We start from the raw sequence: 12,520 nt of genomic DNA, 5'->3' as shown, positions 1-12,520 counted from the left end.
CCCGGACCGCTTCGCGGTCCGACCTCCCCCCTCCAGGGGGAGGTGAAGACGAGACCTACACCCGCTCCGGCATGGCGACGCGGCGGCCGGCCGCTTCGGGGCGGGGCAGCATCGCGTGGGAGGCCTTCATGTCGGCCAGGCGGGCCGAGATCATCGGCGGCGTCGGGGCAGCGCGGGCCGCGTCCATGTCCACATGCAGCGCCATCACCTCGATGGTGGCGGCCATCTCGCCGTCTTCCGCCCGGAAGAGCTGCTCGAAATAGTGGAGCCGCTTGGCGTCGTGGTCGAGCAGCTGGAAGGTTGCGCGCACCGCGTCCCCGGCCTTCAGCTCCCGCAGGTAGCGCACATGGGTCTCGGCCGTGTAATACGAATGCCGCTTTAGCGCGACGTAGTCGAGGCCGGCCCCGATCAGGGCCAGCACCTCGTCGGCGGCGCGATCGAACAGCACGTTGTAATAGGCCATGTTGAGATGGCCGTTGTAATCGATCCAGTCCGGCTCCACCCGCATGACGGAGGAGACGAACGGAGCGAAGAACACCGGCCTCAGATCGGCATGGTCGAGCATGATGTTCATGAATCCAGTATGGCAGCGAATCGTGACGAAGTCGCGGGCGAGCACCCGTTGATCGACGCTGCGACGCACACCGGAACAGGCCGTCCAACCGCATGACCAAGCTCGCCACACCGGCCGCCGCGCCGTCTCCCGCGCCCCCGTCGCGTCCCGCCGTCGAGTCCGTGATCGCGACGCTGACGCAGGAATTCGGCAACCTCGTCGTCACCGCCGCGGCGACGCGCGAGCAGCACGGCAACACCGCGAGCTGGCTGGAGAGCGAGCCACCCGACGCGGTCGTCTTTCCGCAATGCACGGCGGACGTTCAAAAGATCGTGCTCACCTGCGCGGCCGCCGGCGTGCCGATCGTGCCGTTCGGCACCGGCACGTCGCTCGAGGGGCAGGTGAACGCCCCGCTCGGCGGCATCTGCGTCGACACCCGCGACATGAACAAGGTTTTGGCCGTGCACGCCGAGGATCTCGACGTGGTCGTCGAGCCGGGCGTCACCCGCAAGCAGCTCAACGAATATCTGCGCGACCAGGGGCTGTTCTTCCCGCTCGATCCCGGCGCCGACGCGGCGCTCGGCGGCATGGCGGCGACGCGCTGCTCCGGCACCAATGCAGTGCGCTACGGCACCATGAAGGACGTCACCCTTGCCCTGAAGGTCGTGCTGGCCAACGGCGAGGTGCTGACCACGGCGCGCCGCGCCAAGAAGTCGGCGGCCGGCTACGACCTCACCCGCCTGTTCGTCGGCTCGGAGGGGACGCTGGGGATCATCACCGAGCTGACCCTCAAGCTGCACGGCATCCCCGAGGCGATCGCCGGCGGCGTCTGCCCCTTCCCGAGCGTCGAGGCGGCCTGCAACGCCGTCATCTCGACCATCCAGATCGGCATTCCGGTGGCCCGGATCGAGCTTCTGGACGCCCTCCAGGTGAAGGCCGTGAACGCCTATTCGCGCCTGAGCCTGCCGGAGGTGCCGCTGCTGTTCGTCGAGTTCCACGGCAGCGAGGCGAGCGTCGCCGAGCAGTCGGCCCATTTCGGCGAGATCGCCCGAGAGTTCGGCGGCGGCCCGTTCGACTGGGCGACCCGGGCCGAGGACCGCACCCGCCTGTGGCAGGCGCGTCACGACGCCTACTGGGCGGCCGGCGCGCTCCGGCGTGGCACCAAGTCGGTGGCGAGCGACGTCTGCGTGCCGATCTCGCGCCTCGCCGAATGCGTGGTCGCCACCCAGGAGGACATCGCCGCCAGCAACCTGGTCGCGCCGATCGTCGGCCATGTCGGCGACGGCAACTTCCATCTCGGGCTGCTGGTCGACATGAACGACCACGACGAGGTGGTGCGCGCCAAGGCGCTGCTGGAGCGGCTGGTCGAGCGCGCCCTGGCCATGGACGGCACCTGCACGGGCGAGCACGGCGTCGGGCAGGGCAAGATGAAGTATCTGGAGGCCGAGCTCGGCGCCCCGGCGCTCGCCGCGATGGCGGCCGTGAAGGCGGCGCTCGATCCGGCCGGTATCATGAACCCCGGCAAGATCATCGCTTGCCGGTAAAGCGCCGTAACGACATATAATCGCCGTCGATTCCCGCGAGAGTTCGAGTTTCGGGGGGCCTCGACTCTGCGGCGCGACCGACGCGGCGGCTGCGGCGGTCGATCACATCGGGGCATCTCGCGGAGGTCCGTCAGGAGCGCGCAGGTGCAGACGACCCTACTCGGCCTGGCTGTGGCGATGATTCTGGCGCTGGTCGCAGCGCTGGTGGGTCCGTATTTCGTCGACTGGGACGGCTGGCGCGAGACCTTCGAGGCCGAGGCGAGCCGCGCCGCCGGCACCCCCGTGACGATCTCCGGCCCCATCGCGGTCCGGCTCCTCCCGACACCCTCACTGGATCTCGGCAGCGTCGCGCTGTCGGCCGGCGGCACCCGGCTCAGCACCCGCGCCATGCGGGTCGAGCTCGCCCTCGGCCCCCTGATGCGCGGCCAGTGGCGGGTGGCGGAGCTCACGCTCGATGCGCCTCAGCTCGACCTGACCCTGGACGGAGCCGGCCGCATCGGCGCTCCGGCGCTGCCGGCGGGGTTCGATCCCGACATGCTGTCGGTCGAGCGCCTCGTCGTCGAGAACGGCCGCGCCGTGCTGGCCGACGCGTCGAGCGGCGGCAACGTCACGCTCGACAACGTCGTCTTCAAGGGCGACCTGCGCTCGCTGGCCGGGCCGCTGCGGGGCGAGGGCGCTTTCGTCACCGGCGGGACGCTGTACGGCGTGCGGCTGTCGGCCGGCCGGGCCGGCGCCGACGGCGGCGTGCGGCTTCGCCTCAACGTCGATCCGCTCGACCGGCCGCTGCTGGTCGAGACCGACGGCACGCTGTGGCTCGGCGGACCGACGCCGCGGTTCGACGGTGCGCTGACCCTGTCGCGGCCGGCCGGCACCGGCCTCGGCCCCGGCCGCGCTGTCGCGCACGAGCCCTGGAGAGGCACGGGGCGGCGCGACGCGACGGCGTCGCGAGCGAAGCTCGCGCAGGCCGAGCTGCAATACGGGCCGGAGGACCGCGCCGTGCGGCTCACCGGCTCCGCCGACCTGGTGCTCGGCCGTTTCCCGCGGCTCGACCTCGCCGTGCAGGGCCGCCACGTCGATCTCGACCGTGCCGCCGCCGTGGCGCCGTCGGACCAACGGTCGCCCCCCGAGGCCCTGCAGGGCGTCCTGCGCAACTTGGTCGCGGGGCTCCGGGCGCCCGTCCCGGTGAAGGCGGCGCTGGAGATCGACTCGCTCGTCGCCGGCGGGACGACACTGCAGAACCTGAAGGGCACGGTCGCGAGCGCCGCCGACGGCGTGGCGCTCGACGGCGTCGAGCTGCGCGCGCCCGGCCTGACCCAGCTCCGCCTCTCCGGCGCGCTCAGGACCACCGGCCAAGGGCTCGCCTTCGCCGGGCCGGTCAGCCTGGAGTCGGGCGATCCGCGCGCCCTCTCGGCCTGGATCGAGGGGCGTGCCGATGCCCCGAAGGACGCCGCCAAGTCGCTCGGCCCGTTGCGGGCCAAGGGCGACGTCGTGCTCGACCACGACCGCGTGGCCGTCGAGGCGCTCTCGTTCGAGATCGACCGCAAGGCCGTCGAGGGCCGCTTCGCCTATGCGTGGCCGGCGGCCGGCCGGTCCGCCTGGCTCGACGCCGCGCTGAAGGCGGGCGAGATCGACCTCGACAGCACCGTGGCGCTGGTCAGTGGGGCACTCGCCGGCGCCAAGGCGGAATGGCCCGCCGAGGCGACGCTCGCCCTCACGGTCGGCAAGGCGGTCTGGGGCCGTCTCGCCGCCGACCGGGTGGAGGCCCGGGTCGGCTACGGGGCCGGCGGCGTCACCATCGAGCGGCTGGCGATCGGCGACCTGCGCGGTGCCACCCTCGAAGGGGCGGGCCGCATCGACACCTCGATCACGGCGCCGCAGGGCAGCGTGACGCTCGCCCTCAAGGCGCCCCGCACCGATGCGCTGGTCGCGCTGCTGGAGGAATTCGCGCCGGAGCAGGCGCGTGAGCTTCGCCGCTACGCATCGGCGCTCGGCTCGGCCGAGCTGCGGGCCAAGCTCGACGTGGTGCCGGCGTCGCCCGACCCGGCGGGTGGACGGCAACGGTCCGCGGCGACGCTCTCGGTCGACGGTCGGCTCGGCACGGTGCGGCTCGCCGTGGCGGCGAGCGGCACGGGCGATCCGTCGATGCCGGCGGCGGCGCAGGTCCGGATCGACGGGACGCTCGAGGGCAAGGAGAGCGCCGCGCTGGCCGCGCTGCTCGGGATCGACCGCGTCGTGGCGCTCGACGGGCGACCCGCGACCGTGACATTGGCCGGCGGCGGGCGCCTCGACGGCGACATCGAGGCCAAGCTGGACGTCGCCTCGGGCGGCCTGTGGATCACGGCATCCGGCACGGGGCGGCGCGAGATCGACGGCCTGTCCGGCCGGGCGGACGTCTCGGTGACGGCGTCGGATGCGCGGCTTCTCGCCTCGGCCGGAACCGGACCGCTGCCGGTCTCGCTCAAGTCCCGGGTCACGCTGTCGGGGCCGGACCTGCGGCTGGACGACCTCGCCGGCCGGATCGCCGGCGCCGGCGTGAAAGGGCATCTCGCCCTGCGGCTCGCCGAGCCGCGGGCCGTCGACGGTCGCATCGAGACCACCGACCTCGCCCTTCCGCCCGTGCTGGCCGCCGTCACCGGCGCGACCCGCCGACCGGCCGGCCGCGACAGCGGCACGTCCGACTTCTGGCCGACCGAGCCGTTCGGCCGTCCCGGCTTCGCCGACCTGTTCGGTCGGATCGAGATCGAGGCGGCCCGGGCCGTGCTGCTGCCCGGCATGGTCGCCCAGAACCTGACCGCGGTGGTGCGGCTCGACGGCTTCTCGTTCGCGGTCGAGGACGCGAAGGCGCGCCTCGCCGACGGCGCGCTGTCGGTCGACGCCGAGCTGCGGCAGGTGCCGACTGGTCTGTCCGCCCGGACGCGCCTCGCGCTGTCCGGCGCCGACATCGCCCGGCTGGTGCCGGGCAGCGGCAAGGCACCGCCCGCCCAGGGACGGCTGTCGATCTCGGCCGAGCTCGACGGGGCCGGCCTCAGTCCCGCCGCGCTCGTCGGGGCGCTGCGCGGCACCGGCGCCGTCACGGTGGACGACGTGCAACTGTCGGGCCTCGACCCCAAGGCCGTGGATGCCGGAATCCGGGCGGTGGAGCGCGGGCTGCCGCTGGAGCGGCTCGCCGGCTATCTGGTCCCGGTGCTGGAGACCGGCCGCCTCTCCGTCCCCAAGACGGGCGGAGCGCTGTCCGTCGTCGACGGGCGGGTTCGGCTCGGACCCATGGACGCGACCGTCGACGGCACCGACGTGTCGCTGTCGGCCGGGCTCGATCTCGGCTCGGACGCTCTCGATGCCCGGTTCACGTTGCTCGGGCCGGGGCGCGAGGACGCGCCCGGCGGGCGGCGGCCGGAGGTCGGCGTCACGCTGCGCGGACCCTGGGCGGCGCCGAAGCGCACCGTGGACACCACGGCGCTGGTGACCTGGGTGACGCTGCGCAGCGTCGAGCAGGAGGCGAAGCGCGTCGAGGCGGCGGAACGCGAGGCGAAGCGCCGCGATGCGCTGGCGGCGGCGGAGCGGGCGCGATTGGAGAAGGAGCGGCTGGAGCGCGAACGGGTCGCCCGGGAGGCTGCGGCACGGGAGGTCGCGGCCCGCGAGGCGGCGGCGCGCGCGACGCTCGAGGTGGAGCGCCCGGCGCCGTCCGAGCCGGATCCGGCCGCCACCGCGAGCACGCCGGCGGCCGGCCGTCCGGCCAATGCGGCACCGGCCCTGCCGGCACCGATCGAGATCAAGCCGCAGCCGGTCCGGCCCGCCACCGGCGTGACGCCCGGCTCGCCGCAGTCGGCTCAGGCGGGAGCTGGAGCGCAGGCGCAGGGGCAGGGCACCGGGGGGCAGCAGCCGGCCGCGCGTCCGGCACGGCCGGCGAGCGCGCAGGCACAACCGCAACCGGAGACGCGGTCACCGGTGCGATCGCTGATGCAGCTTTTCAACATTCAATGAGCCGGCGCCGAACGGCGGGTGCGACACTATGACCGCTGCTTCCGACGTTGGGCCGGAAGCAGCGGTCACGTGACGGAAGTAATATAAGACCAGAGGAGTCTGTCAGCTCGCGCGCATGGCCGAATGGGGCGACCGCTCAGCCGTCTCGTGACCCGAGGAGCTCGACGTGCCGCTGGTGCCGCCGTTCCGGTAGTGATCGAGCACGAACAGGCGGATCGCCGACGAGAGATTGCCGTGGCGCCGCTCGGAATCGATCGTGGACACGAGGTCCGACAGCGTGACGTGGCGCGCTCCCGCGATCTCCTTCAGTGCCTTCCAGAAGGCATCTTCGAGGCTGACGCTCGTCTTGTGGCCTGCGATCACGATCGAGCGCTTCACGACTGGGGACTTCATTCACCCTCTCCCGTCTCCAGGCGATGCTGGTCGAGCGTGCGGTCCATCTTGGTCTGTTGAACCGCCTGCAACGTCCGTTCCGCCTTCGGCATCCCATGAAGAACACGGTTCCGCCCCGCACGTTCCGCTGCTTTTTCACGATCGATGCGTTTTCGCACCCTGCGCAGATTGACGATCTCGGCCATGGCGGTCTCCTTCGGGGGGGAAGTCTTCGGTCGGTGGGGTCCGGGCCGGCGTTGGCGGGGACGGGAGGTCGACCGAAAGGAGAGTGTGCCGCACGCGGGACTCGCGTCGGACCGGACGAGTATACGGCATTCTGGATGAAATGTTTCTAGTCAGTCCGGGCGGGTCATAGCCCGAGGTTCGACCAGCCGGTCGAACTCGTCCGCTGTCACGTGCCCGAGTCGCACGGCTTCCTCGCGCAGCGTGGTGCCGTTCTTGTGGGCGGTCTTGGCGATCGTCGCCGCCTTCTCGTAGCCGATCGACGGAGCGAGCGCCGTCACCAGCATCAGCGAGCGACTCATCAGATCGGCGATCCGCGACTCGTTCGGCCGGATCCCGACGACGCAGTTGTCCGCGAAGGAGCGCGCCACATCGGTGAGCAGCCGCACCGACTGGAGCAGGGCCAGGGCGATCACGGGCTTGAAGACGTTGAGCTCGAAATGGCCCTGGCTCGCCGCCGTCGTGATGGTCGTCTGGTTTCCGAACACCTGGCAGCAGACCATCGTGAGCGCTTCGCTCTGCGTCGGGTTGACCTTGCCGGGCATGATCGAGGAGCCCGGCTCGTTCTCCGGCAGCACGATCTCGCCGAAGCCGGATCGCGGCCCACTTCCCAGGAGACGGATGTCGTTGGCGATCTTGAACAGTCCGGTCGCCGCCGCCGCGACCGCGCCGTGCACGAAGACCACGGCGTCGTGTGCCGCCAGCGCCTCGAACTTGTTCGGGGCGCTGGTGAACGGCCGCCCGGTCAGCGCCGCCATGCGGCGGGCGAAGGCCTCGGGAAACGCCGCCGGGGCGTTGAGGCCGGTGCCCACCGCGGTTCCGCCCTGGGCGAGCGGATAAAGCTCGCGCAGCGCCGTCTCGATCCGCGCCACCGCCGACCCGACCTGCGCCGAATAGCCGGAGAACTCCTGGCCGAGCGTGAGCGGCACGGCGTCCTGCAGATGCGTGCGGCCGATCTTGACGATGTCGTCGAAGGCCGTCGCCTTCTCCTCCAGCGCCGACTCCAGATAGGCGAGCGCCGGCAGCAGCCGGTCGGCGATCTCCTCGACGGCCGCGACGTGAATCGCGGTCGGCACGCTGTCGTTGGACGACTGGCTCATGTTCACGTGGTCGTTCGGATGCACCGGCGCCTTGGCGCCCAGCCCGGCGCCGAGGATCTCGTTCGCCCGGTTGGCGATCACCTCGTTGACGTTCATGTTGGTCTGGGTGCCGGACCCGGTCTGCCAGACGACCAGCGGGAAATGGTCGTCGAACCGGCCGGCCACGATCTCGTCGGCCGCCGTCACGATCGCCTGCACGGTGGTCGGCGGCAGCAGGCCGAGCTCGCCGTTGACCTCGGCGGCGACGCGCTTCACCCGCGCCAAGGCGCGGATCAGGGGCAGGGGAATTCGCTCGTCGCCGATCCGGAAATTCCGCCGGGACCGCTCGGTCTGCGCGCCCCAGTAACGGTCGGCCGGAACCTCGATCGGACCGAACGTGTCGGTCTCCGTGCGCGTGGTGGTCATGATGCTCTCCTGCACGCTGTGCCGCCGAGAAGGCTCCTGGACCGGACGGACGTTCCCCGGCACGGACGATCGCGCATGCGAGGCGTTCCGGCCGCGCCGAAGCGCGTCCGGCCGCCGCGATCGACGATCGGCTATTTCTTCCGGAACCGGTCCAGCCGCACCACCTCGCCGCCGCCGCCGGGCTTGTCGGGGGGCGGATCGCCGGCATCGGCGCTCGGATTGGCCGCCATGGGCAGCGGCTCGGGCGCCGCCGGCGGCGTGGTCTTGTGCACGGCGGCCGGACGGGGCGTCGCGACCGGCTTGAGGGCGGTCGGCGCGGCCGGGGCCTGCTCGCCGTCCGGCTCGTCCGCCTCGAGATCCGACTGGACCGCGAATTCGAGGCCGAACTGCACCGACGGATCGAAGAAGCCCTTGAGCGCCGTGAGGGGGACGACCAGCCGTTCCGGGATGCCGTTGAACGAGAGGCCGACCTCGAAGCCGTCTTCGGTGACGGTCAGGTCCCAGAACTGATGCTGGAGAACGATCGTCATCTCGGTCGGATACTGGGCGAGCAGGCGCGGCGACAGCTTCACGCCGGGCGCGCGCGTGTCGAAGCTCACGTAGAAGTGGTGCTCTCCTGGAAGCCCCTTGGTGGCGGCGTCCGACAGCACGGTACGCACGACGCCGCGCAACGCGTTCTGGGTGAGGATGTCGTAACGGATGTAGTCGGTCGGCATGACGGACCTTCGGGGCGGCGCTCGATTCGCCTTGGATCGTAGGCGCCGGGTGGGATGAATGCCACCCCGTGATCGGCGGCCGGTACCCTCGGCCTGGATGGGACGACCCCGCGACACCGGACCTCGCCGTGAGCCGCGGGAGCTCGTGTCCGGGCGTCTCGCCGTGGAAGCACGATGCTTTCACGCGAGCCCGGCACCACGGACCAGCCGAGCGCCAGGGGGCCTGTAAGAGGAAGTGGAGGCTTCTGTTGCCAGGTGCCTCCGAACCCCGCCTGCCGGTGCTACCCGTCAGGGCTTGAAGATCGGTCTATCAAACCGCTTACGCGGCCTGAGCAACCGGAGCATAGTTGTCGTTGGCAACTATTGCAGTGGCCCGATAACGGCGGAACCATGCCGGGCAAAAGTACGTCCTTTACGCCCTCGTCGATCCTGTTTCGCCCCCGCCGGAACCCAGCCGCGACGCGCTCTCGCGCGACGTCTGGGCTCTGGTGGAGGCGCCGGGTACTGCCCCCGGGTCCGAAAGGTTTATTACGACGCCCATTTATCGCCATAGCCGGCAAGCCGGCTCCCCCAATATAGGGGCAACCGGGGCCGGACGGAAGAGCGGTGACGGAGGGCCTCTGCGGGGGAGGTCTCCCGCAACCGACACGGCCGGCACCGACGGTCGTCCTGCCGCGGGCCCGTGCTGCTGTCCACGTCCTGCGCGACGACCGGGCCCGTGACCCAGCCGTGTGTCACGCCGCGTGGACGGTGCCCCGTGTCCGGACACGACGTGTCGACGTCACGGATCCAGGCTCCGGTGTGTACACCTTATATGTAAACGGCCTCTGGGGCGTCGACCCGTCCCGAGTCGGGCGCTCGCTCGTCGAAGGCACGACGACGATTCGCGGCGCGCGGCGTCCTTCTCACGAGATCGAGGACGGGGGCGCCGAGAAAAATCTGGTTCACCGAACGGCGGGGATGGATCGGGCAGCAACTCTGCAATCGCGTATAGCGGGCAACTCCCTGCCTTCGATGATCAAATGTTCGGCGGCGCTCTTCCTGCTGCACTGCGGCATTGCCGGTGTCGGAATGCTGCGAGCGCTTTACGGGCATGCAGAAACGCCGGCACCGCCGCTGCTTTCACCGTGTATGCGCTGCGATTCTACTCGCGTCGAGCTTCCGCACCGGCGATACAACCAAGGGTGATTTCGCTGTCCCGCAGTCGTTCGCGTTTTTCATGTGGCGGGCATTCACAAATGAGCCATCGTGTGCTTCCTGCCCGAGGCGACCTTATGGTAGGAGACATCCAAAATTCGGCTCGTGAGGTCGCTGCAGGGACCATGGAGGGGTTGATGTCCGAGGGCGTACAAGCGTCGTCTCAAGGAGCGGAATACAAACGCACGATAATGTCCGTGCTGTCGCCGCTGGTGATCGGTCTTCTGGCGATCGTCGGCTGGTACAAGACCGGGAGCAGCTCGGTCACCGGCGACGCTCTTCTGGGGTGCGGCGTTCTCCTCGTCGCCTTCGCGGTGGCGCTCGTTGTGTTGCGCTGGCCGATCCGCGATCCGCGCGACTATTACGGCGGCCTCTTCCTCTTCGGCGTGGCGCTGTTCATGCTGTGGGCGTCGAGCGATCTGCCCGGCATGCGGGGCTTCGCCTTCGGTCCCGGCACCGGCCCGCGAATGTTCGCGTCCGTTCTTGCCGGCCTGAGCCTGATCGTGATGGTGATCGGAATGCTCACCCAGGGGCCCGGGCTCGAGCGCTATGCTTGGCGGGGGCCGTTCTTCATCACGCTGGGCACGCTGGTCTTCGCCGTCATGATCCGCCAGTTCGGTCTCGTGATCGCGACGTTCATGAGCATCGTCACGGTGTCGGCCGGCAGCTCCGAATCGCGTTGGATCGAGACCCTGATCTGGGCGGCCGTGCTCACCGGCTTCGCCGTGCTCGTCTTCCCCATCGCGCTGAACCTGCCGCTACAGCTCTGGCCGCAGCAGACCCTCTCGTTCTCGACCATCCTGAATTTCCGCTGAGCGCCCTCGCGCTCCGATCGAGAGTATCCATGTCATGACGGATCTGCTCGCCAACCTCGCTTTGGGATTCGGTGTGGCCTTCTCGCCAGCCAATCTCGCCTTCTGCACGCTCGGTGCCCTGGTCGGCACCCTGATCGGCGTGCTGCCCGGTGTCGGCCCGCTCGCGACCATCGCGATGCTGCTGCCGATCACCTTCGGCCTGCCGCCGGTCGGCGCCCTGATCATGCTGGCCGGCATCTACTACGGCGCCCAGTACGGCGGCTCCACCACCTCCATCCTGGTGAACATCCCGGGTGAGGCGGCCTCGGTGGTGACGACGCTCGACGGCCACCAGATGGCCCGCCAGGGACGCGCCGGTCCGGCGCTCGCGATCTCGGCCATCGGCTCGTTCTTCGCCGGCACGGTCGCGACCGTGCTGGTGGCGGCGCTCGGCGCGCCGCTGACCTCGATCGCCCTTCTGTTCGGCCCCGCCGAGTACTTCTCGCTGATGGTGCTCGGCCTGATCTTCGCCGTCGTGCTGGCCAAGGGCTCGGTGGTCAAGGCGCTCGCCATGATCCTGCTGGGCCTGATGCTCTCGATGGTCGGGTCCGACATCGAGACCGGGCAGTCGCGCATGTCGTTCGACATCCCCGAGATGGCGGACGGCATCGGCTTCGTGACGGTCGCCATGGGCGTGTTCGGCTTCGCCGAGATCATGCGCAACCTCGAGCACACCTCGTCGCGCGACGTCGTCAACGCGAAGCTCACCGGCCTGATGCCGACCTGGCCGGACCTCAAGGCCTGCGCCCCGGCGATCGGCCGCGGCACCCTGCTGGGCTCGATCCTCGGCATCCTGCCGGGCGGCGGTGCCGTCATCGCGGCCTTCGCGGCCTACACGTTCGAGAAGAAGGTGGCCAAGGACCCGTCGCGCTTCGGCCGCGGTGCCATCGAGGGCGTCGCGGCGCCGGAAAGCGCCAACAACGCCGCCGCGCAGACCTCGTTCATCCCGCTGCTCACCCTCGGCATCCCGCCGAATGCCGTGATGGCCCTGATGGTCGGCGCCATGACGATCCACGGCATCGTCCCGGGCCCGCAGGTGATGACCAAGCAGCCCGAGCTGTTCTGGGGCATGATCGCCTCGATGTGGCTCGGCAACGCCATGCTGGTCGTCATCAACCTGCCGCTGGTCGGCGTGTGGGTGCGGCTCCTGCGCGTCCCCTACCGGCTGCTCTATCCGGCCATCATGATGTTCTGCGCGATCGGCGTGTACTCGATCAACAACTCGCCCTTCGACGTGATCATGACGGCGGCGTTCGGCCTGGTCGGCTACTGGCTCGCCAAGCACGACTTCGAGCCGGCGCCGATGCTGCTGGGCTTCGTGCTCGGCCCGCTGATGGAGGAGAACCTCCGCCGCGCCATGCTGATCGCCCGTGGCGATCCGAGCACCTTCCTGACCCGCCCGATCTCGGCCGGCCTGCTGGCGGTCGCGACCCTGCTGCTGATCGTGGCGCTGCTGCCGATGATCCGCCAGAAGCGCGACGAGGTGTTCGTCGAGGATTGATGCCGGGCATCGTCCTGGACCTGCCGAAGGACAGCGCCGCGACCCCCGTCGCGG

Annotated in this window: 9 protein-coding genes and 1 other RNA gene; 4 read left to right on the top strand and 6 right to left on the bottom strand. The window is 70.4% G+C overall.

The genetic code is table 11. From position 1 onward, the window contains the following. Positions 1–55: 55 nt before the first annotated feature. Positions 56–619, bottom strand: coding sequence for a thioesterase family protein (locus tag CH341_RS19525; protein ID WP_342635021.1), 564 nt, complete (start codon positions 617–619; stop codon positions 56–58). Between the two features lie 47 nt (positions 620–666). Here CH341_RS19525 and CH341_RS19520 point away from each other — a divergent pair, with 47 nt between their 5' ends. Beyond that, on the top strand, positions 667–2,097 hold the full coding sequence (locus CH341_RS19520) for an FAD-linked oxidase C-terminal domain-containing protein (protein WP_111420657.1): 1,431 nt from the start codon (positions 667–669) through the stop codon (positions 2,095–2,097). A 144-nt stretch (positions 2,098–2,241) separates the two neighbouring features. Continuing rightward, positions 2,242–6,078: an AsmA family protein gene (locus CH341_RS19515; RefSeq protein WP_146604549.1), complete on the top strand. Its 3,837-nt coding sequence runs from the start codon at positions 2,242–2,244 to the stop codon at positions 6,076–6,078. 102 nt (positions 6,079–6,180) lie between these two features. On the opposite strand, the gene CH341_RS19510 is transcribed toward CH341_RS19515, so the two are convergent. The 5 genes from CH341_RS19510 to ssrA form a co-directional block, all read right to left on the bottom strand. Beyond that, positions 6,181–6,471 (bottom strand): ribbon-helix-helix domain-containing protein, encoded by a 291-nt coding sequence (locus tag CH341_RS19510; protein ID WP_111420655.1) that lies wholly within the window; start codon positions 6,469–6,471, stop codon positions 6,181–6,183. Beyond that, a complete protein-coding gene (locus tag CH341_RS19505) occupies positions 6,468–6,656 on the bottom strand; it encodes a DUF4169 family protein (protein ID WP_111420654.1) in 189 nt (62 codons plus the stop codon). The genes CH341_RS19510 and CH341_RS19505 overlap by 4 nt, the downstream gene beginning before the upstream one ends. 150 nt (positions 6,657–6,806) lie before the next feature. Further along, complete coding sequence (gene fumC, locus CH341_RS19500; protein WP_111420653.1) at positions 6,807–8,198, bottom strand: class II fumarate hydratase; 1,392 nt, start codon at positions 8,196–8,198, stop codon at positions 6,807–6,809. A 131-nt stretch (positions 8,199–8,329) separates the two neighbouring features. Further along, a complete protein-coding gene (locus CH341_RS19495) occupies positions 8,330–8,914 on the bottom strand; it encodes an SspB family protein (protein ID WP_111420652.1) in 585 nt (194 codons plus the stop codon). Between the two features lie 234 nt (positions 8,915–9,148). Next, positions 9,149–9,519, bottom strand: a transfer-messenger RNA (tmRNA) gene (gene ssrA / locus CH341_RS19490). A 789-nt stretch (positions 9,520–10,308) separates the two neighbouring features. On the opposite strand from ssrA, the gene CH341_RS19485 reads away from it, so the two are divergent. Beyond that, positions 10,309–10,926 carry a tripartite tricarboxylate transporter TctB family protein gene (locus tag CH341_RS19485; protein WP_245431147.1) on the top strand — a complete coding sequence of 206 codons (618 nt, stop codon included), beginning with the start codon at positions 10,309–10,311 and terminating at the stop codon, positions 10,924–10,926. Between the two features lie 34 nt (positions 10,927–10,960). Beyond that, entirely contained in the window at positions 10,961–12,466 is a 1,506-nt protein-coding gene (locus CH341_RS19480) for a tripartite tricarboxylate transporter permease (protein WP_111420650.1), read from the top strand. Positions 12,467–12,520 lie beyond the last annotated feature (54 nt).

Source organism: Rhodoplanes roseus, from assembly GCF_003258865.1.
Lineage (GTDB): Bacteria > Pseudomonadota > Alphaproteobacteria > Rhizobiales > Xanthobacteraceae > Rhodoplanes > Rhodoplanes roseus.
The sequence above is the reverse complement of the archived record's forward strand: the minus strand, read 5'-3'. Positions and strand labels throughout refer to the sequence as shown.